Raw genomic sequence first — 21,543 nt, forward strand, 5'->3', positions numbered from 1 at the left:
TAGTGGTAGACCACTAAGAGATTCCTTTTTTCTATCCACCTAAAATAGCTTTAAACACTGAAGTAGTGTGGCCACCTTCGTAAAATACATAAAGCAATAAATAAACCATAACTCCTGTTATCGCTGTAGAAAACCACACGACACTCGTGATTGGTCCAATTTTACGATGTTTGGCTAATTGATTTTTCCAACCCCAATAGATCGTAATCAAGCCCATGATGCCACCTGTAGTCGCCAAAGTGATATGGAATATTAGAAATACCGTATAAAAAATTTTTAACTCATCAGGGCCACCAAATGCGGTATTTCCAATGAATATTGTTCGAGACATGTATATGATAAAGAAAGTTAATGCAGCAGCACCCGCTGCTACCATTACTTTCTTATGAGCTTCAATTTTACGACGACGAACTAAATTCCAGCCAATCGCTACTAAAATTGCGCTTAATACAATAAAAAATGTACTAATCGTTGGCAATAGCGGCAAATTCATTTTAAGTTATTCTCCTTTATAGTTCGTTATGCGTTGTGTCTGTGGAAATCCATATCTTTTCGATCTTGCAAGGTTTTAGCAGTAATTTCATCTGCATTATCTGTCTCATTTTTTAGCCACTCATGGAAGACCATCCAAATGAAAGCAGTAAAAACAAGCTCTTGAATAATTTTCATTGTAATCCCGCCTGTACGTTGATCTTCAAGCGTAGACATACTTGAAAATAATTCCGGACCAGACAAATTCAATTGTGACAATGTTCCAGCAGGAACACATAATGCCATAGCTTGCAACCAGGCTTCTCCATCTGTATAAGTCGCATAAAAAGGCGTTCCACTAAATATAATCATGGCACATGCTGGCGTTACTAAAACACTTAACCCAAACAAATAACCTAATTTTTTTAAGCCGTGGAATTTGTGCATGCCCTCAACTCGATTGACAACTGGCCACCAATAAAACAAAGCGGATGTAAACAAAATAATATTAACAAGTCCATGAAGCCAAATATCTTTTTTAACAAAGTCAAACACCATCGGAATGTGATAAAACGAAAAGACCATTCCAAACAAAATTAAAGCTAACATGGGATTTGTAAATAAGTTGAATAATGGTCTAACGACAGGAAGAACAATAAATGCTCTCCAAATGTAAGTTGGAATCCCCATAATCAACAGCGGAGCTGCTAATAGCAACAACAAAGCCATCTGAACCATATGCATGGTAAATAAGATATGACCATATAAATCAACTGGTGAACCTTTTATGATATAAAGTAAAATCATGCCTGAAACAAAAAAAGTAGCTTCTTTTTTAGTAAGAGCTTGATTGTCTTTAAACTTACCACGCCACTTCACAGTGATTAAGAAATATAATATCGTTACCAAAACGAGGACTGCTAAGTAAATAGGACTCCATAGAGCCTGGAACCCGAAGATACTAATTGGCATGTTTGGTACCTCCTTTTCCTCAAGTACCCTCATTATATAGCGGCAGACAAACTATATCAATGAACGAACTATGAACAATTAAAATCTAGCTGCATGCCTATTTAAGACTTTTTACTAGGCGTCCCTATGGAAGACTTATTCAAGCTCTACTACTTGACCCAACGTATTCATTAAATTCATGTAAAAACCCCTTACCTTTACAGGTAAGGGGTTTAAAATAGAGACTACCACCAAATGATTGTAACAAATGTTAGAACCGTGATGAAAGCTACAAACATACCAGAATACATAAAGAACGCTACCATCCCGTGTCCTTTACCACTCATGTGCATAAAGTAATACAATTGAAGAACTACTTGAATAGCTGCCAATAATAGAATGATTGGTACGATCAAGTAAACTGAGAATCCAGCAGCAACCATTGTAAAAGCAATTAATGTTAAAAAGATCATAATTGCGAAAGTTGCTAAATTACCTCTCATTTCTTCTGCTCTTTTTTTCTTAATATATTCGAATTCTTTCTGTGATCTTACATGAACATGTGTGTCGTGTGCCATTATCCGATCACTCCCATCAAATAGACGACAGTAAAGATGAATACCCATACTACGTCAATAAAATGCCAGTATAAAGATGCAAGATAGAATTTCGGTGCATTATACATATTCAATCCGCGTTTTGAGTTACGGATCATCAATGCGATAAACCAGCTAAGACCAAACAGTACGTGAGCACCATGAGTCCCGACTAAAGTATAAAACGCAGAGCTAAATGCACTGTTTGTAAAACCAAAGCCTAAGTGGACGTAATGATTAAACTCATAAATCTCTAAACCAAGGAATGTTAATCCTAATAGGACTGTAATTCCTAACCAAGCCTGCATGGCTTTAAAATTATAGTTTTTCATATGGTACATAGCATAAACACTAGTTAATGAAGAAGTTAAGAGAATCATCGTCATTGCAAAAACAAGTGGTAGTTCAAAAAGTCCAGCGGCAGAAAATTCCATGCCGCTTGGTCCTTTATCTTTTAATGCAAGGTAAGTTGCAAAAAGTGAAGCAAATGTTACTGTCTCTGCAGCAAGAAGCAACCAGAAACCAATAAACTTATTTTTACCTTCCAACGTAGCCGTCTCAGGATGATCAGGCCAAGATTGAGGAGTATATTTTTGCTTAATGTCCATCTGTGTTGCCTCCTTTCGCATCTTCTAGTAATTCTTCTTTTGTAATGTAGAAACCTAAATCATCTTTCAGTGAACGAAGTAACATTGAACCGAACATTAATGCCAATCCGCCAATCAATACAGCTAACGCCCAAGGCTTGCCGTCTAAGAAGTACAATGCTCCGAATGATGCAATGAACATTCCAAGTGAAATCACGAAAGGAATAATTGAACCATTTGGCATGTGTATATCACCAAGAGGCTCAGCATAAATCATGCCTTTTTTGTTGCCATCCATTTTTTCGATCCAGTACGTATCAAGACCACGAACTAATGGCGTTTGTGCAAAGTTATAAAACGGTGGTGGTGATGGAATAGCCCATTCTAATGTACGGCCATCGCCCCATGGATCATTACCCATACGCTCGTTTTTAATCGTTGTCAATACAACGTTCACTAACAGGATAATAATACCAATCGCCATCAATAATGCACCAGCAGAACTGATTGCGTTAAATAGATCCCAGCCTTGGTCAGCTCCGAACGTGTAAACACGACGTGGCATACCCATTAAGCCTAGGAAATGCTGAATAAAGAAAGTCATATGGAATCCGATAAAGAAGAACCAGAATGTCCACATTCCTAATTTTTCACTAAGCATTGTTCCAAACATTTTTGGCCAGTATAAATGAGTACCAGCTAAAATCGCTAATACTACACCACCAACAATAACGTAATGGAAGTGAGCTACGATAAAGTAAGAATCGTGCAATTGGTAATCCAAAGGCGCGATTGCTTGCATGATTCCTGTTACCCCACCCGCTACGAATGTAGGAATGAACGCTACAGCATAAATCATTGGAACTGTGAACGAAATGTTCCCGCCCCAGATAGTTAATAACCAGTTAAAGATTTTGATACCTGTTGGAACCGCAATGATCATAGTTGCTAGAGCAAAAACAGCGTTAGCTGTTGGCCCTAAACCGACTGTGAACATATGGTGAGCCCAAACCATGAATCCGTAAAATCCGATAAGGATTGTAGCGAAAACAAGTGCAGTGTAACCGAAAAGACGTTTACGAGAGAAAATTGCAAAGATTTCAGAGAAAATACCGAAAGCTGGCAAAATCAAAATGTAAACTTCAGGGTGACCGAAGATCCAGAATAAATGTTCCCAGATAATCGTGTTCCCGCCCATTTCAACTGCAAAGAAGTTTGCATCAAACATACGGTCAAAGACCATGAAGAAAAGTCCAACTGTAAGTGGTGGGAATGCCAATAAAATCAAAGCGGAAGCAACAAAAGTTGTCCAAGTAAATAATGGCATTCTCATATAAGTCATACCTGGCGCACGCATATTAATAATCGTAACAAGGAAGTTAATCCCTGCGATTAATGTACCAAAACCAGATATCGTTAATCCAAGTGCATAAAAATCAATACCATGACCTTCTGATGCAAGTGCTAGCGAAGCATAGTTCGTCCAACCTGCATCCGGTGCGCCTCCCATAAACCATGAAAGGTTTAAGAAAACTCCACCAAAGAAGAATAACCAGAACCCAAGTGAGTTAAGGAATGGGAAAGCTACATCACGCGCACCAATTTGCAAAGGCATAACCGCGTTCATGAAAGCTAATAGTATCGGCATGGCTGCCAAGAAAATCATTGTCGTACCATGCATTGTTATAACTTCGTTAAATGTTCCAGCACTTAGGAAATCATTTCCTGCTTTAGCTAACTGGATACGGATCATCATTGCTTCAATACCACCGACTAGGAAGAAGAAACCACCTGACAAGAGATACAAAATCGCAATTTTCTTATGGTCGACCGTTGTCATGAAGTCCCATATTGTAGCGCCGAAGCCCTTTTTCTGAGCAATAGAACTCACACTGTTAACCTCCCTTTTTTAACTTTTATTCTACTCTTCTACTGATAAGCCCATTAAATATGCTGCAAGAGCATCAAGTTCTTGATCTGATAATTCTTTGCCATCGTTCAATGAAGCTGCCTCAGGCATTAAGTTACCTGGCTTATATTCTTGTGGATCTTGAATCCAATTTTTAAGATTTTCTTCATTGTGTTCCAAGTATCCAGCAACACGGTTACGATCACCAAATGTTGCTAAGTTAGGGCCTTGCATAAGATTCCCTTCACCTACACCAGAAGTTGCGTGGCAAGAAATACAAGAAAGACCATCTTGTCCAAACAATTCTTCACCTTGTAGCGCAAGATCTCCTTCAACTGCAGCCGGTTCCTCAGCTTGCATTGCTGTTACCCATTGATCAAACTCTTCACGATCAACTGACTTCACTTTGAAATCCATCAATGCGTGAGAAGGTCCACATAGCTCAGCACATTTACCATAAAATACGCCATCTTCAAGTTCGGCAGATTCTTTAGCAAACTCTAAGTAAAATGTGTTGACGTTTTCAGGGTTTACATCTAGTTTACCACCAATAGATGGAATCCAGAATGAGTGTTTAATATCGGCAGAAATTAAGTTAAAGTATACACGCTCATCAGTTGGAACAACTAATTCTTGAGCAGTTACAATTCCTTGTTCAGGATATTCAAATTCCCACCAGTAAAGTTTACCAGTTACGTTAACTGTTAAGTTAGACGATTTTCCGTCTTTAGCTTCCACATCCATCGTTGATGTATCTGCTAAATCAAAAGTAGAATAAACTGTTGGAACTGCAAGAATTAATAGAAGGACTATTGGAATTGCTGTCCAGATAAATTCTAATTTCGCACTTCCTTCAACTTGTTCAGGAATCATGTCTTCTCCCACTTTAGAACGGCGGAATTTAACAATAGCTAAAACAAATATGATCAATACAACAATAATAACAAACGTCATGATAACTGTTGATAGGATCAATAAGTCAAATTGATCTTGAGCTACTTTACCTGCTGGTATTAATGTCGAAATCTCTTCACGTCCACATCCCGCAAGAACTAATAATAACGCGGACATCAATGCGAAAAGTCGCCATTTTTTAATTCCTTTCATCATAGCTTGTCATACCCCTCTCTCATTTAAATAGTTTCTTTTTAGAAATGGTTTTTAGATGAAAACAGCAAAAATGATCATTGAAACAAATAGAATGGTCATATAGTTCAATGAATAGATAAACATTGTCTTCGCCCATTTCAAATCATCAGCCGCTTTAAATCCTCGAATAGCTAATACTAACCACCCGATATTTAAAAGTGTAGCTAAGATAATGAAGCCTGTCCCAAGTTCCATTAATAGGAATGGCAGAGGGAAAAGCATTACAACCCATGCAAGCATCGATTTCTTTGTTCTGTGAAAACCTTTTATTACCGGTAGCATAGGAATATTCGCTGCCCGATACTCTTCTGTTCTCTTCATAGCCAAAGCATAAAAATGCGGTGGCTGCCAAATGAACATAATTAAGAATAATGCCCAAGCTCCCGTTCCAAGTGTCGGTTCTACTGCAGCCCATCCGATTAGTGGAGGAATCGCACCAGAAATGCTTCCTACAATCGTATTGCTGACATGGCGTCTTTTTGACCACATGGAATATAAAACGACATAAGCTAAAACTCCGGCAATTCCTAATACACCAGCGGATACAGAAGCGGAGAACAAAAATATTTCGCCTATAACGATGAAAGAAATTGCTAGTGCCAATACAGCTGATGGCTTGAATCTTCCTGTTACTGTTGGACGCCCCTTCTTACTTTCCATTAAAGGATCTATATCCGTATCAATATAGTTATTCATCGCTGCAGATCCTGCAATAATCAGCGCTGATCCAAAAATAGTGTAAACAAGGATATCCAGCTCGTTAAGAAAATGTCTGTCCGAAAACTGAAATGCGAGCCACAAGCCTGTAAAGACTGTAATTAAATTAGAATTCACAATTCCAATTTTGATAAGTGCCAAAAAGTCTTTAAGAAATGTTGTCGTTTCCGGTTCTTCGTGTGAATTTGCAGACATTGCCCGGCCATTTGACATATAAGTCCCTCCTTTCAAAGTTGTAAGCATATTCCGCTAACCATAACTATATCTAAATTCCAGTCTTTTTTCTACATATAACTGAAATTTCCTGATAAAAGAGATGATTTTCACGTAATTGGTCACACTCTATGCATCTCCTATCATACCTTAACACTTACACTATTTTAAGATAGAAAAAAAATAGTTTTTGAACAGTTTGTGAAGCCACTGTTATTATGTCCAAATCTTGAAACTTTCTACTATTGTTGATTTCTCGTTGTATTATGAGGAAATATTCGCTATTATCGAGTATGCAGGTATATGGACGTTGAAAATTTTTCTATAAGAAAAAGTAGGTGGTATTTTGCAGCAAAATAGATATATAAAATGGTTTGCCGTCGCAGCTACGATAGGCATGTTGTTAATACTTCTCGGCGGGGCTCTTGTAACTAAGACCGACAGCGGTTTAGGATGCGGGCGCAATTGGCCAGATTGCAATGGCAAATTGATTCCAGATAATATTACAACGGAAGTATTAATCGAATTTTCTCATCGTCTTGTAACTGGAGTCGTTGGTATATTGATCGTAATCTTGGCTGTTTGGGCTTGGAGAAAGTTTGGTCATGTTCGTGAAACGAAGTTTCTTGCTATTATGGCTGTATTCTTTTTAGTCTTACAAGCATTGATTGGGGCGGCTCAAGTGTTATGGGGACAAGGTGACTTTATCCTCGCTCTTCATTTCGGAATCTCCTTACTATCGTTTGCTTCTATCTTGTTATTGACACTTTTGATTTTCGAAGTCGACCGGAAGTTCGATGCAGACCGGGTGCAAATTGGAAAAAAATTACGGTATCACACAATTGGTGTAGCGTTGTACTCTTACATTGTGGTTTATACAGGAGCTCTAGTACGGCATACCGACTCTAGTCTAATTTGTTCGGATTGGCCTTTATGCCGAAATGATGACTTTGCATTACCTAGCAATATGTATGAATGGGTGCAAATGGGTCATCGTGCAGCAGCAGGCTTGATCGTCATCTGGTTAGGATATATTGCTTGGCACGCTATTAAAAACTACAAAGACCAACGGGTTATTTATTGGGGTTGGACAATTGCTTTCATTATTGTTCTTCTTCAAGCAACAACAGGTATGTTAGTTGTATTAACAAAACTAAACTTAGTTGTCGCTCTTCTCCATTCGTTATTGATTTCAATGCTTTTTGGCTTGTTATGCTACATGGTATTGTTAGTATCGCGGAGTCGAATAAAAACATCTTCTAAATAAAAACAAGGCAGGCGCATAATGCGTCTGCCTTGTTTTTATTTTTTCTCCAGTTCAATTAACAAATCACCTGTTGAAATACCATCACTAGCAACTACATGGATTTCTTGAATTGTTCCATCAAACGGCGCTTGAACCGTCGTTTCCATTTTCATAGCTTCAGTGACAAGTAAATGATCGCCACGTTTTACTTTGGCACCTTTTTCTGTGAGCACTTTTAATACAGTCCCCGGCATTGTAGCAGCAATATGACTTTCATTTGTCGGAATTGCTTTTGGTTTTGCTGTACTATCCGCTTCTACTGTCATATCTTGAATGCTTACTTCACGAGGCTGACCATTTAATTCGAAATAAATGATGCGTGTTCCGTCTTTTTGAGGTTCGCCTACAGAAACCATCTTGACCATTAACGTTTTGCCTTTTTCAATTTCCACTTCGATTTCTTCGCCTAATCTCATGCCGTATAAGAATGTCAAAGTGTCTAAGACGGATACATTACCAAATTGAACATTGGTAGCTGTATATTCATCAAATACTTTCGGATATAACGCGTAAGCTAAGATTTCATGGCTTGTTAAAGGACGTTCCAATTTATCATACAAAGTCTTTTTGATTTCATCGAAATCTGCTGGTTCTAAAAGTTCACCTGGACGAACAGTAATTGGCTTACGTTCTTTTAAGATGACTTTTTGCAGCTCTTCTGGGAATCCACCATGTGGCTGCCCGATATACCCTTCAAAGAATTCAATAACTGATTCTGGGAAGTCGATTGTTTTTCCGCGAGAAATCACAGTTTCTTCATCCAGCTCATTTTGCACCATGAACAACGCCATGTCTCCTACTACTTTAGAAGAAGGAGTTACTTTCACGACATCTCCAAACAACATATTCACGCGTGAATACATCGATTTAACTTCTTCCCAACGCAAGCCTAATCCTACTGCTTTAGCTTGTTGTTGAAGGTTACTATACTGGCCACCTGGCATTTCATGCTCATAAATTTCTGAATGCGGGCTATTCATGCCACTTTCAAAATCAACATAGTATTTACGAACGTCTTCCCAATAATGGGACAACTTTTCAAGATTCTTCACATCTGAACGAATTTCACGGCTTCCACCGCTCATCGCATAATGTAGAGAACTTGCACTTGGTTGTGATGTAAGGCCCGCCATCGATCCAAGAGCTGTATCAACAATGTCCACTCCTGCTTCAATCGCTTTTGAGTACATATAAATTCCGTTACCACTCGTATCATGCGTGTGAAGGTGAATTGGCAATGATACTGTATCTTTAAGTTCAGATACTAAACGATATGCTGCTTCTGGTTTTAACAGACCAGCCATATCTTTAATCGCTAAAATATGTGCGCCTGCTGCTTCTAATTCTTTGGCCATATCTTTATAATATTGAACGGTATATTTGTCTCGACTTGGATCTAAAATATCACCAGTATAGCAAATCGCAGCTTCTGCAATTTTGCCAGATTGACGAACTTCATCAATCGCCACTTCCATCCCTTTGATCCAGTTTAAGCTATCGAAAATACGGAATACATCGATTCCTGCATCTCCCGATTTTCGGACAAATTCACGAATCACATTATCAGGGTAATTTTTATAGCCTACTGCGTTTGCACCACGGAACAACATTTGGAACAAAACATTCGGTATATCTTTACGAAGTTTGATCAAACGCTCCCATGGATCTTCTTTTAAGAATCTGTAAGACACATCGAACGTTGCGCCTCCCCACATTTCAAGAGAAAATAAATCGTGTTGCAAACGTGCAGTTTCTTTCGCAATTCCAAACAAATCATGTGAACGAACACGCGTAGCTAGTAATGATTGGTGAGCATCGCGGAATGTTGTGTCCGTAATTAATACATCTTTTTGTTCGTGAATCCATTTTGTTAAACCTTCTGCTCCTTGTAAATCGAAAATCTGCTTCGTGCCATTTGGTGCCGGAGCCAATAAATCGACTTCTGGTTTACGTGGAGCAGTATGGATTGGTTTATTTTTCTTTTCAATTCCCGGGAATCCGTTTACGGTTACATTGCCAATATAGCTTAATAACTTAGTTCCACGGTCTTGTCTTACTGGGAATATAAATAACTCTGGCGTTGTATCAATAAAGCTTGTGTCAAACTCGCCTTTTATAAAGTTCTTATGTTTTACCACATTTTCTAAGAAAGGAATATTTGTTTTAATACCACGAATTCGGAATTCTTGTAAGTTCCGATCCATTTTAGCTGCGGCTTCTTTGAACGTTAATGCCCAAGTTGAAACTTTTACTAAAAGTGAATCATAATATGGTGAGATTATTGCTCCTTGGAAACCATTTCCTGCATCCAAACGCACACCAAATCCACCACCTGAACGATAAACCATTAGCTTTCCAGCATCCGGCATAAAATCATTTAATGGATCTTCAGTAGTAACACGAGACTGAATCGCAAATCCAAATAATGGAATTTCGCTTTGTTCAGGGATTCCAACTTCTTCACTGTGAATCATATGTCCTCTAGCAATATGAATCTGTGCATGAACAATATCGATGCCAGTAATCATTTCCGTAATAGTGTGCTCTACTTGAATACGTGGATTTACTTCAATAAAGTAAAATTCGTCATTTGCTACAAGAAATTCGACTGTGCCGGCATTTATGTAGTCTATATTTTTCATTAATTTGACTGCGGCATCACAAATTTCGTTACGCAATTCGTTACTAATTGAGTTAGAAGGGGCAATTTCTACCACTTTTTGATGACGGCGTTGAATTGAACAATCTCTTTCATACAAATGGATGACGTTGCCTTCTGAATCGCCTAAAATTTGAACTTCAATATGCTTAGGCTTCTCAACAAATTTTTCGACATACATTTCATCTGAACCAAAAGCTGCTTTGGCTTCAGACTTTGCACGTTCGTAAGAGGATGCTAATTCTTCGTGAGATCTGACAATACGCATTCCGCGGCCTCCGCCGCCAAGAGATGCTTTAATCATTAATGGAAAACCTGCTGTTTTACTGAACTCTTCAACTTCCTCTAAAGACTCAACCGGGCCATCTGTACCTGGAATAACCGGGATGCCTGCCGCAATTGCTTGAGTACGGGCTTTAACTTTGTCACCGAACATATCCAAATGTTTTGAAGTTGGACCGATAAAAACGATGCCTTCTTCTTCACAACGTCTTGCAAAATGGACATTTTCAGATAAAAAGCCATAGCCGGGATGAATTGCATCTACACTCGAATCTTTTGCTATACGGATGATATCTTCAATATCCAAATATGCATCGATCGGCTTTTTACCCTTACCTACTAAATAGGATTCATCTGCCTTGTAGCGGTGAAATGAACCACTGTCTTCTTGAGAATAAATCGCAACTGTTTGAATTTTCAGTTCTGTACAAGCGCGGAAAACCCGAATAGCGATTTCTCCGCGGTTGGCCACTAAGATTTTGTCAATCTTCTTCACACCGCAGCACACCCTTTACTTTTTCGTTTTTTCGTATTTGTTGAACATGGAAACATTCATTAATACTCCCATAGATAAAGATAACAAAATTACGGAAGTTCCGCCATAGCTGATAAACGGAAGCGTAACACCTGTTAATGGAATAATCCCGGTTAAACCACCTAAATTGACAAAAGATTGAATCCCGATCATGCTCGCAACACCCGCCGCTAACATTCTAGCTAACGGATCATGAGTGGTCATCGCAATCCAAAGTCCTCGTAATACAACAAAACCTAATCCACCTAAAACAAAGACTACTCCTAGTACTCCTAGCTCTTCAGCAATAACTGACATGATAAAGTCAGTGTGTGGTTCTGGTAGGTATCCTAGCTTTTGAATCGATTGCCCTAAGCCTAGACCGCTCAGTCCTCCAGAGCCAATTGCTAAGTAACCATTAACAATTTGGAAACCAAATCCTAACTCATCCGAAAACGGATTAAAGAAAGCATCTAATCGACCCAGACGTTTTTCAGTAAAAATACGATCTCCCGCAAAAATCATAAACGGAATGATGATGATTGAAGCAGCAGCAACAAAGACTGCAGAAAGGCGTATAAATGGCTTTAAACGAACACCACTTGCCGACATTACTGACAGTCCGACCGCACCAATAATTAACATCGACCCAAGATCCGGTTCAAGAAACACAGAAAATAAAACAAGCGTTAAAATAATAACTGGCGGTATAATAGCCTCATTTAATTTATTAATGGTGCCGTTATGAAATTTATTAGCAAAAACACCGGACAAATAAAGAATTATTCCGACCTTCGCTACTTCAGACGGCTGAATGTTCGCAAACCCTAAGCTGATCCAACTTTGCGCTCCTCCAGCTGCAAATCCAATAAAATGAACTGCAACCAATCCCGTAAAGACTACGATTAAAATGGTTTTCATCATCCATCGTTTTTTAAAATGCTTGTATGGAAAAACAGCCGCAATCGCAAAAACAGGAAACGCAATTGCTAAGTTGATCAATTGTTGTATGTAAAATCGGTCAGGCTCAGAGCCATAGTAATTGACCGACCAGGCCATACTAGAACTATAAATCATGATCAGGCCAAATATCGTTAAAGCCAAATAAGCGAAAAATAAAGGATAGTCTATGTATTTTGCGTACTTCTTGATGTAAGATTTCATTTTTATACCTCTTTTAGTTTGATGGATGATGAATTAGTAAAAAAACTCAAACAAAATTCGTTTGAGTTTTAGATCATTTATTTGTATACGCATCGTGAAGAATTGAAAGTTTCTTCTCAAGCGTATCCATTAAATTTTTTCCAGCCTCACGTTCGATTAATCCCAGCTTAACCGCAAAATCAATTTCGCGTGATAGACCGAACATTTGGGTGTCCAGCACCTCTTCGTATAAAGGACAAGATGGTAACGTTAAGTGATCCATCTGCACCTTGATTAATTGCTCGATTTTTTCTGCATCCGCTTTGAGGAGTTCTAAAGCCTTCAAATGGTATGTTTGTTCTTCTGTACGTTCCATGAGGACTCCCCCATTTTTATGAGTTTTCTTCTCTATTTTCCTGTTTAAAGTGTATCTTTTACACAAGGAAAATGCAAGCCTCTTAAACGAAAGAGATGAATCCCTTTAGGAACTTGACACGAAAAGGTATACTAGTAAAAGAGCGACTATCTAAATGGAGGGTTTACCCATGGAATTTATCATACCTTTTAAAGGCGAAGTGAAATTTAAATTGATATTAGATCCGACTGTCTGGATTTTTGACGATCGCAAATTGAATTTAGAGACATATTTCCAAGAAGAGCGGATCGAGAAAGACGAGCTCGAGGAATATAAACGAGGGATGGGTGAACATTGGTCTCGTGAAATTATGGAAGGAAATACTGTTCCACCTACATTGAATTCAGAAAAGACATACAAGAGTAAAGAAAAGAAAGAAATGCTAACAGGCACTTTTGGAATCTTGTTCAAGCCATTTCTTTTAAATGCAGAACCTTTTGAGCATGCAAAACGTGTTGTTTTTGAAACATTACACGGAGAATTTGAATTTCCGATTGATCATGCTGAGCAGTTAATTTTCAAATTTAGTGATCATGGAAAACCCTTGAAAGAAGACGGCCCTGTCCATGTGCTGCTTCCGGATGGATCTAATCAAGAAAATCCCATTACTGATATCCAAGCCATCCGAGTCGAATAGGAGTGATCAAGCGTGCGAGTTAAATGCGTAATCTGTGATAAAATTGAAGAGTTGGTCGATGATACACTTCAGGCTAAGCGCCTGCGTAACAGACCGATCCACACTCATATGTGTGTGGAATGCCACGACCGCATTACTGAGCGCACGAAAGAACGCTTAGCAACTGGTTCTTTCCGCTTTTACCGAAGCTCTCGTAGCATTGAGGATGACTTCTGATGAAACTCTTAAAAGGTGTTTGGATTGGATTTTGGAGCGGATTGATTTTAGGACTTTTATTGAAATGGATTCAATCCGTTACCGGTGAAAATGTTTATACACTTTTATTGAATATCGATTTTATCCCGATAATCGGAAATGTTCAGTGGTCTGAGGTAACCGAGTTTATCTTCCACATGATCGTTTCTCTAGTGATTGGTATTGTTTTTGTTTTTTTAGCAAAACGTCGAAAATATACGTTTGGCCAATTAGTAATTCTTAGTTTACTAATTTCTATACCTCTTCCTTTCTTGTTCTTTATCTTGTCATCACTTGCTGTCACTGCAGATGTGCCAGCAGTTAACGATTGGAATGCATTTTTGTATTGGGTATTTGGCCATCTAACATACTCGTTACTGTTATCGATTTTTTATAAAACGTTTGAACGCAAAAACGCTGTATCTCATTGAGATACAGCGTTTTCGCGTTTTTCGCGCCATAGGCGGACTTTATAAAGAATCAGTATGAGCGCTGCAATAACAAGCCCTTCAACAACCGGTAAGAAAAAGGCTAAAAACGTAAGCCCTAAACCACCAATTGCTAAAAATAGGCCAATTGCCGCATTTTTTCCAAGTGATAACTTTTTAGCAAATCCTAATTTATATACAAAAGCCGAAAGCAGGAAAATTACCGCAAATAATGCGTATCCTGCCATTTCAAAACTCGGCAAATTTTGATATAAAATTCGGGCTACCGGATACATACTGTCATAGACAAAAGCTTGTTCGTCCACGTATTATACATCCTTCCTATTCACTTATTCTTCGATGGCAACTTTCTTTTTCTTAGCCATACGTTCACGTTCGTTTTTATCAAGAATTTTCTTACGTAAACGAATCGTTTGTGGTGTGATTTCACAATACTCATCATCATTCAAGTATTCTAGTGCTTCTTCAAGACTCATTAAACGCGCTTTTTTCATCGTCGTTGTTTGGTCTTTGTTAGCTGAACGGATGTTTGTTGCAGCTTTGATTTTCACGATATTTACAGTAAGGTCGCTATCGCGGTTATGTTGTCCAACGATCATGCCTTCGTAAATTTCAGCGCCAACTTCAACAAATGAAGTTCCGCGATCTTCGATACCCATTAAGCCGTAAGTCGAAACTTTACCGCGCTCCATAGATACCAATACGCCTTCACGACGTCCGCCAACACGACCAGAAGCAACTGGCTGATAGCTATCAAATGTGTGGTTGATAATTCCGTATCCACGAGTTTGTGTTAAAAATTCAGTCGTATAACCGATCAATCCACGAGCTGGTACGTTAAACACCATACGGACTTGTCCGCTACCATTGTTGATCATATCCAACATTTCGCCTTTACGTTCACCTAAAGACTCAATAATGTTACCAGTGTATTCTTCAGGCACATCTACTTGAACGCGTTCTACTGGTTCGCAGCGAACTCCGTCAACCATACGTACAATAACTTCTGGTTTTGATACTTGAATCTCAAATCCTTCGCGACGCATGTTCTCGATTAAAATCGACAAATGCAATTCTCCGCGTCCAGAAACTACCCAAGCGTCAGGAGAATCTGTATTGTCTACACGCAACGATACGTCAGTTTGTAATTGCGCATCCAAACGTTCTTGAATTTTTCTTGAAGTAATCCATTTACCTTCTTTACCTGCAAATGGGCTGTTATTAACTAGGAAAGTCATTTGTAGAGTTGGCTCATCAATGCGCAAGACCGGCAATGCTTCGCGATGTTCTGAAGGACAAACCGTCTCTCCTACGTTAATGTCTTCCATGCCCGAAACGGCAATCAAGTCGCCAGCTTCTGCTTTTTCGATTTCCACCCGTTTAAGGCCCATGAAACCGTGCATTTTCGTAACACGGAAGTTTTTGAATGAACCGTCAAGTTTCATCAATGAAACCGATTGGCCAACTTCGATCGTTCCGCGGAATACGCGGCCGATTCCGATACGTCCAACATAATCACTATAATCAAGAAGAGCTACCTGGAATTGAAGTGGCTCATCTCTATTATCGATTGGCGCTGGGACGTGTTCCAGGATCGCATCATAAACAACTTGCATGTTTTCTTCTTGATCAGCAGGATCTGAAGAAAGACTTGCCGTACCGTTCATACCTGATGCAAAAATAACCGGGAATTCCAATTGATCGTCATTCGCTTCAAGTTCAATGAACAATTCGATGACTTCGTCAACCACTTCTTCAGGACGTGCAAAGTCACGGTCAATTTTATTTACAACTACGATTGGCTTGAGGTTTTGTTCTAATGCTTTTTTCAGTACGAAGCGCGTTTGCGGCATACAGCCTTCATAAGCGTCAACTACTAATAGAACACCATCAACCATTTTCATGATACGTTCAACTTCTCCACCGAAATCCGCGTGTCCTGGTGTATCCAAGATGTTGATTTTAGCGTCTTTGTATTGAATTGCAGTATTTTTCGCAAGAATTGTAATTCCGCGTTCTCTTTCGATATCGCCAGAATCCATCGCGCGTTCATCAACATGTTCGTTTGAACGGAAAGTACCGGATTGTTGTAGAAGTTGATCCACTAGCGTTGTTTTACCATGGTCAACGTGGGCAATAATTGCAATGTTTCTTAGGTCGTTACGTAATTTAGTCATAATTTCACTCCAATATTCTTTTTTCATGCCTATAACTGTGCTAGTATAGCACATATAGGTGTAAAACCCTAAGATTTTATTTCAGGCGGGAAGCTACAGGAGGAAAATCCAGTGATAAACCTACTAAAAAACATAAAATGGATCTTTGTTTTTTATTCTTTAGCAGCTATAGTGGCAATGGTTTTGATTGGCTTAGCTATTGGCTTACGCAGCGTAATAGGCGTATTTGCAGCGATCTTCATGCTCGTTTTTGTCATGGGAATGGGATTCAAGAAGAAAAAAGAAATGCGGGAAGCCGGATTACTATAATTATAAAAAAAGATGCGAAGTTCCGCATCTTTTTTTACTTGAATTTTATATATTTTTCTAATAGTTCGCGGTGAATTGTCGGATTAGCTGCTATAAAGGTATCTTGTTTTAATAGATTTGCCTGATCTCCTTTAAAATTGGTTGTTATTGCTCCAACTTCCTTAGCAATGACCATCCCCCCCGCAATGTCCCAAGGCGATAACCGCATCGACATATATGCATCTACACGGCCACTGGCCATATAAGCGAGTTCAAGTGCAGCTGAACCATAAGAACGTGTACCTCGGACATCTCGTATCAATTGGATGATTGCATCATTGTCTAAATAGCGATTGGGAATTGCCCATGTAGCATTCATCGCCACGATTGATTCAGCTATAGTCGTTTCTATGAGCGGTTTCATCTGCTCGTCATTGTAATAAGCCCCACCGTCTTTTACTCCATGATACAAATCATCATTGACAACGTCATATATATATCCTAGTTTTCCTACTCCATCTTCATATATTCCTAGCGATATAGCAAAGTTGCGTTTTTGATGAACAAAATTCATGGTGCCGTCGATTGGGTCAAGCAACCAAATAGTTCCTTTAGTACTTTGGATATCGTCTCCAAATCCTTCTTCACCAAAAATTCGATGTTCTGGAAAATCTCTGCGAATCCGCTCAATAAAAAATTGCTCGATTTCCTTATCCATATTCGTCACTAAATCATTGGCATTGGATTTTGTTTCGATTGTGATATCCGTTAAAAAAGAATTACGAATTCGGTGACCTGCTTCTTTAATTAGTGACTTTATGTATTTATCCATAGCGTGTAGATCCATTTATAAACGCCTCCCTATTTAGCTTTATTATAACGAAAAAGGCATCTGCTGTCTTACTCTAGCAGATGCCTTTAATGTATAGATGAATTAGAGCGCATGGAGGGCCTCCAGTTCTAGGTGAATTTCTTGAAGTCGCTGTTTACTTTTAGACACTTCATGGTCGTCCTTTTGCTGCATTGCATCAAACAGTGAAGCAAGTTCATAATCGAGTTCTAACTTTAATACATGTACATATTCCTTCTCTACATCCGCTTTACGGATTATCTGAACCATCTGTTTCATAATGAGCACCCCTTTCATACCAAACTCCGAAAATTCTGACTATTTTTGTTACATCTCAATAATACCACTTTATTCTAAGAAAATCCATTGCTTAAAACGTATTTATATTCTTTTTTCCCAAACTTCGTTAAAATGAAACCTGATTACTAACTTAAGGGAGGATTTTTTTTGAAGCCTTATTGGACTGAACAAGATTTCGATGTTTTTAACACTCCAGGACTAGAGGCTCGAATGTCTGCATTGACTCAGCTTATCCGTCCAAAATTCGCAGAACTTGGAACTGAATTTTCATCATTTTTTTCTGGAAAAACAGGAGACGAATTTTTCCCGCATGTTGCTAAACATATGCGCCGAACTGTAAATCCACCCAACGATAGCTGGGTAGCCTTTGCTCCATATAAAAGAGGATATAAAGCTGTGCCTCATTTTCAGATTGGTATGTGGGAAAGTCACGTATTTGTTATATTAGCTGTTATATATGAAGCCCCTAATAAAACAGCTATGGCTGAAAATTTATTGCACTCTGATGTTCTTAAAAATTTATCGGGTGATTTTACAGTTTCCGGAGATCATATGAAGCCACAATCCAATTCTTTAAATGATTTGGGCGACCAAGGTCTTGAGAAACTAATCACACGCTTGCGTGATGTAAAGAAAGGCGAGTTTGTCATCGGACGCCATTTGACTAAAGACCAGGCTGAATTTTTTAATAAAGAACAATTTTTTCAGTTTGCAGAAGAAACGTTCGAGACGTTGCTTCCTATTTACAACACCTTACTCCAAACCAAAAAAGAACCTGTCAGCCGCTAGGGCTACAGGTTCTTTTTAAATTTATTTCTTTTTTAATAGGATTTTTCCGTCATCTGTTCCAGCTTTCATTTCTTTAATAACCGGAAAGCAAGCATATCCACTTTCTTCTTCAAATTCACGCAAATGTGTTTTTTCTTCAGATATAGCAGGAACCACCTGCTTGAATTTGCGATAACGCGTTAATAAATCTTGTCTGTTGATGCCTTTTTCATAGGCCATTTCAATTGCTTCAAAAAAATTGACAACATCAATAATTTCTTCTGTTGACCATTCAATTGAAAATGGATAGGAATAATCCATTTTTCATCCCTCTTTTCATCTAGTGATTGACCATTTTTCACGGATTTCTTCAGCCTGCTTGACCATGCCTTCGATCAATTCTTGAACAGTCGGTACATTCTTGATCAATCCAGTTACTTGCCCTGCCCAACCAAATCCTTGGTCTTTATCTCCATTATAGATGAAACGTTTGTTGGCTTCACCACTAATGTATTCTTTTAAGGCTTCATAGGTCGGAGTCTGACTTTCAATTTCCAAAATTTTGTCCGTCCAGCTATTTTGCAGAGTTCGAGCTGGAGCACCTATACTACGTTTAATAATGACCGTATCGTTCTCGGAGCTATCAACCAATTGTTGTTTATAAGCGTTTGACGCATGCACACATTCTTTTGTAGCAATAAAGCGTGTTCCCATTTCAATTCCTTCTGCACCTAAGGCATGAGCGGCCATCCAACCTCTTCCATCGCCAATTCCACCTGAAGCAATAACAGGAATTTTCACCGCATCCACTACTTGAGGAATCAACACCATCGTACCAATATCATTACGCCCTAAATGTCCACCACCTTCTTGACCAACGACCATCACAGCGTCCGCACCAAGACTTTCTGCTTTTTCAGCTTGTCGTCTTGCTGCTACGAGAACTAATTTTTTAATATCAGTTCCTTTCAGCTGTTCAAATATTGGTGTGGGGTTTCCACCCGTCATGGAAACGACAGGTACTTTTTCTTCAATTGCTACGTCTAGCATATGAGAAAATGCGCGGCCATGATCACCAATCGCAAAATTAACGCCAAAAGGTTTATCCGTCAACTTTCTAACTTTATGAATTTCAGCTCTCAATTCTTCTGGTGTAGAAAGACTCATCGCCGTAATTTGACCTAGTCCTCCCGCATTCGAAACTGCCGCCGCTAGTTCTGCATACGCTAAATAAGCTAAGCCACCTTGAATAATCGGATAGCGGATTCCAAGTAGCTCGGTTACCTTTGTATTGAATTCCATCAACTCACTCCTTTTCTCTCTATACCAAATGTATTCGCTTCCATATTGGAAAATCCTTTTATTTATACTATAGAGGGTCACATCATGCTATAATTCTTTTTGTTTTCATTTTATTTAGCGAGGTGGGCTTATCATTGTCTCAATTAGAAACTCCGTTATTTGATGCACTCCTAAAGCATCGAAATCGGCATCCAATCCAATTCCATATTCCTGGTCATAAAAAAGGACAAGGCGTCGATCCCGCATTCCGGGAATTTGTCGGCGATAATATACTTTCCATTGATTTGATCAATATTGCACCTTTGGACGATTTACATTCTCCAAAAGGCGCAATTAAAGAAGCGCAAGAACTCGCTGCCAAAGCTTTCGGGGCAGACCATACATTCTTTTCTGTACAAGGTACAAGTGGCGCAATCATGACGATGATTCTGAGCGTTGTGGGACCCAATGATAAAATTTTGGTTCCAAGAAACGTTCATAAATCGATTATGTCTGCTATCGTTTTTGCTGGAGCTATCCCGATTTTTATTCACCCAGAAGTTGATACAGAACTTGGGATTTCACACGGGATTTCTGCAGAAGCTGTAGAAAAAGCATTGGACGAATATCCAGATACCAAAGCCGTATTGGTTATTAACCCTACTTATTTTGGTGTAGCTGCAGATTTAAAACGAATTGTTGATATTGCCCATGAACGAAATGTACCTGTCTTAGTTGATGAGGCACACGGTGTTCATATTCATTTTCACAAATCATTGCCCGTTTCAGCAATGTCGGCAGGTGCAGATATGGCTGCAACCTCTGTCCACAAACTTGGCGGTTCCATGACTCAAAGTTCCGTATTGAATGTACGTGAAGGCCTTGTGTCACCAAAACGCGTACAGTCTACATTATCTATGCTAACCACGACATCAACGTCTTATCCAATTTTAGCTTCTCTTGATACAGCAAGACGTCAGTTAGCAGTTCATGGATATGATTTGATCGACCGGACCATTCGATTAGCTCAAGATGCGCGAAAACGAATCAATAAAATTCCTCATCTATATTGTGTTGGGAAAGAAGTTTTAAATTCGTCTGCTACTTTTGATATGGACCCAACAAAATTATTAATTAGCGTTAAGAATTTAGGCATCACCGGGCATCAAGCCGAGGAATGGCTAAGAGAAAATGCTAATATTGAAATCGAACTTTCCGATTTATACAATATTCTTTGTTTAGTTACGCTAGGCGATAGCCGCAAAGAGGTAAATCTTCTGATTAATGCTCTTCAGCGCATGAGCGAAACCTTAGATAGCGATGCCGCGGTTGTAGAACCTGTTGTCATGATTCCGGATATTCCAAGACTTGCTATGACTCCGCGAGATGCTTTCTACGCAACGACAGAAGTTATTTCAATCAATGACGCTGTTGGACGTATTTCTGCAGAATTTATTATGGTCTACCCGCCAGGTATTCCTATATTTATTCCAGGTGAAATCATCACCGAAGAAAACATCAATTATATTCACATGAACGTCGCTGCTGGATTGCCAGTACAAGGACCCGAAGACGACACTTTGCAAATGCTACGGGTCATAAAAGAACAACAAGCGATTAGGTAAATAAGAAAAGTGAAAGTGCCTG

The 21,543-nt window shown here is 39.0% G+C and carries 23 protein-coding genes; 7 read left to right on the plus strand and 16 right to left on the minus strand.

What is annotated here, in order from left to right:
• Window positions 1–31: 31 nt before the first annotated feature.
• The 7 genes from PLANO_RS10210 to cyoE form a co-directional block, all read right to left on the minus strand.
• Complete coding sequence (locus tag PLANO_RS10210) at window positions 32–493, minus strand: DUF420 domain-containing protein (RefSeq protein WP_038704345.1); 462 nt, start codon at window positions 491–493, stop codon at window positions 32–34.
• Between the two features lie 26 nt (window positions 494–519).
• Complete coding sequence (gene ctaG, locus PLANO_RS10215) at window positions 520–1,443, minus strand: cytochrome c oxidase assembly factor CtaG (protein ID WP_038704346.1); 924 nt, start codon at window positions 1,441–1,443, stop codon at window positions 520–522.
• Between the two features lie 224 nt (window positions 1,444–1,667).
• The gene (gene ctaF, locus PLANO_RS10220) at window positions 1,668–2,000 is read right to left on the minus strand and encodes a cytochrome c oxidase subunit IVB (RefSeq protein ID WP_038704347.1); all 333 of its coding nucleotides are present in this window, start codon (window positions 1,998–2,000) and stop codon (window positions 1,668–1,670) included.
• Window positions 2,000–2,626, minus strand: a complete 627-nt coding sequence (locus tag PLANO_RS10225) for a cytochrome (ubi)quinol oxidase subunit III (protein WP_038704348.1) — start codon at window positions 2,624–2,626, stop codon at window positions 2,000–2,002. The genes ctaF and PLANO_RS10225 overlap by 1 nt, the downstream gene beginning before the upstream one ends.
• Window positions 2,616–4,496, minus strand: coding sequence for a cytochrome c oxidase subunit I (locus PLANO_RS10230; protein WP_038704349.1), 1,881 nt, complete (start codon window positions 4,494–4,496; stop codon window positions 2,616–2,618). The genes PLANO_RS10225 and PLANO_RS10230 overlap by 11 nt, the downstream gene beginning before the upstream one ends.
• Before the next feature lie 30 nt (window positions 4,497–4,526).
• Window positions 4,527–5,624: a cytochrome c oxidase subunit II gene (gene coxB, locus PLANO_RS10235; RefSeq protein ID WP_038704350.1), complete on the minus strand. Its 1,098-nt coding sequence runs from the start codon at window positions 5,622–5,624 to the stop codon at window positions 4,527–4,529.
• Between the two features lie 51 nt (window positions 5,625–5,675).
• Window positions 5,676–6,593, minus strand: coding sequence for a heme o synthase (gene cyoE / locus PLANO_RS10240; RefSeq protein ID WP_038704351.1), 918 nt, complete (start codon window positions 6,591–6,593; stop codon window positions 5,676–5,678).
• A 346-nt stretch (window positions 6,594–6,939) separates the two neighbouring features.
• On the opposite strand from cyoE, the gene PLANO_RS10245 reads away from it, so the two are divergent.
• Window positions 6,940–7,860 (plus strand): COX15/CtaA family protein, encoded by a 921-nt coding sequence (locus PLANO_RS10245; protein WP_038704352.1) that lies wholly within the window; start codon window positions 6,940–6,942, stop codon window positions 7,858–7,860.
• Between the two features lie 35 nt (window positions 7,861–7,895).
• Here PLANO_RS10245 and pyc read toward each other — a convergent pair whose 3' ends face one another.
• The 3 genes from pyc to PLANO_RS10260 all read right to left on the minus strand — a co-directional run bounded on the left by pyc (window position 7,896) and on the right by PLANO_RS10260 (window position 12,873).
• Window positions 7,896–11,336, minus strand: coding sequence for a pyruvate carboxylase (gene pyc, locus PLANO_RS10250; protein WP_038704353.1), 3,441 nt, complete (start codon window positions 11,334–11,336; stop codon window positions 7,896–7,898).
• Window positions 11,337–11,351: 15 nt separating this feature from the next.
• Entirely contained in the window at window positions 11,352–12,518 is a 1,167-nt protein-coding gene (locus PLANO_RS10255; RefSeq protein WP_038704354.1) for an FtsW/RodA/SpoVE family cell cycle protein, read from the minus strand.
• A 73-nt stretch (window positions 12,519–12,591) separates the two neighbouring features.
• Window positions 12,592–12,873 carry an Fpa/YlaN family protein gene (locus PLANO_RS10260; protein WP_038704355.1) on the minus strand — a complete coding sequence of 94 codons (282 nt, stop codon included), beginning with the start codon at window positions 12,871–12,873 and terminating at the stop codon, window positions 12,592–12,594.
• Between the two features lie 169 nt (window positions 12,874–13,042).
• Here PLANO_RS10260 and PLANO_RS10265 point away from each other — a divergent pair, with 169 nt between their 5' ends.
• From PLANO_RS10265 to PLANO_RS10275, 3 genes are read left to right on the plus strand one after another with little or no spacing between them, the layout of a single operon-like run.
• Window positions 13,043–13,549, plus strand: a complete 507-nt coding sequence (locus PLANO_RS10265; RefSeq protein WP_038704356.1) for a hypothetical protein — start codon at window positions 13,043–13,045, stop codon at window positions 13,547–13,549.
• Between the two features lie 12 nt (window positions 13,550–13,561).
• Window positions 13,562–13,765 (plus strand): YlaI family protein, encoded by a 204-nt coding sequence (locus PLANO_RS10270; RefSeq protein ID WP_038704357.1) that lies wholly within the window; start codon window positions 13,562–13,564, stop codon window positions 13,763–13,765.
• A complete protein-coding gene (locus PLANO_RS10275) occupies window positions 13,765–14,214 on the plus strand; it encodes a hypothetical protein (RefSeq protein ID WP_038704358.1) in 450 nt (149 codons plus the stop codon). Before PLANO_RS10270 ends, PLANO_RS10275 begins: the two co-directional genes overlap by 1 nt.
• Here PLANO_RS10275 and PLANO_RS10280 read toward each other — a convergent pair.
• Complete coding sequence (locus PLANO_RS10280; protein ID WP_038704359.1) at window positions 14,208–14,537, minus strand: YlaH-like family protein; 330 nt, start codon at window positions 14,535–14,537, stop codon at window positions 14,208–14,210. The two genes, PLANO_RS10275 and PLANO_RS10280, sit on opposite strands and share 7 nt — an antisense overlap.
• A gap of 24 nt (window positions 14,538–14,561) precedes the next feature.
• Window positions 14,562–16,409: a translational GTPase TypA gene (gene typA / locus PLANO_RS10285; protein ID WP_038704360.1), complete on the minus strand. Its 1,848-nt coding sequence runs from the start codon at window positions 16,407–16,409 to the stop codon at window positions 14,562–14,564.
• A 111-nt stretch (window positions 16,410–16,520) separates the two neighbouring features.
• On the opposite strand from typA, the gene PLANO_RS10290 reads away from it, so the two are divergent.
• A complete protein-coding gene (locus PLANO_RS10290; protein WP_038704361.1) occupies window positions 16,521–16,718 on the plus strand; it encodes a YlaF family protein in 198 nt (65 codons plus the stop codon).
• Window positions 16,719–16,752: 34 nt separating this feature from the next.
• Here the strand turns inward: PLANO_RS10290 and PLANO_RS10295 are convergent, their stop codons facing one another.
• A complete protein-coding gene (locus PLANO_RS10295; protein ID WP_038704362.1) occupies window positions 16,753–17,544 on the minus strand; it encodes an inositol monophosphatase family protein in 792 nt (263 codons plus the stop codon).
• Between the two features lie 87 nt (window positions 17,545–17,631).
• A complete protein-coding gene (locus tag PLANO_RS10300; RefSeq protein WP_038704363.1) occupies window positions 17,632–17,826 on the minus strand; it encodes a hypothetical protein in 195 nt (64 codons plus the stop codon).
• Between the two features lie 168 nt (window positions 17,827–17,994).
• Here PLANO_RS10300 and PLANO_RS10305 point away from each other — a divergent pair, with 168 nt between their 5' ends.
• A complete protein-coding gene (locus PLANO_RS10305; RefSeq protein WP_038704364.1) occupies window positions 17,995–18,636 on the plus strand; it encodes a YktB family protein in 642 nt (213 codons plus the stop codon).
• A 21-nt stretch (window positions 18,637–18,657) separates the two neighbouring features.
• Here PLANO_RS10305 and PLANO_RS10310 read toward each other — a convergent pair whose 3' ends face one another.
• A complete protein-coding gene (locus PLANO_RS10310; RefSeq protein ID WP_038704365.1) occupies window positions 18,658–18,936 on the minus strand; it encodes a UPF0223 family protein in 279 nt (92 codons plus the stop codon).
• A gap of 15 nt (window positions 18,937–18,951) precedes the next feature.
• The gene (locus tag PLANO_RS10315) at window positions 18,952–19,917 is read right to left on the minus strand and encodes an NAD(P)H-dependent flavin oxidoreductase (RefSeq protein WP_038704366.1); all 966 of its coding nucleotides are present in this window, start codon (window positions 19,915–19,917) and stop codon (window positions 18,952–18,954) included.
• Between the two features lie 134 nt (window positions 19,918–20,051).
• Between PLANO_RS10315 and PLANO_RS10320 the strand changes: the two genes are divergently transcribed.
• Window positions 20,052–21,521, plus strand: a complete 1,470-nt coding sequence (locus PLANO_RS10320; protein ID WP_038704367.1) for an aminotransferase class I/II-fold pyridoxal phosphate-dependent enzyme — start codon at window positions 20,052–20,054, stop codon at window positions 21,519–21,521.
• The last annotated feature ends 22 nt before the right edge of the window (window positions 21,522–21,543 follow it).

Origin of the sequence: Planococcus sp. PAMC 21323 (assembly GCF_000785555.1) — a bacterium.
Taxonomy (GTDB): domain Bacteria; phylum Bacillota; class Bacilli; order Bacillales_A; family Planococcaceae; genus Planococcus.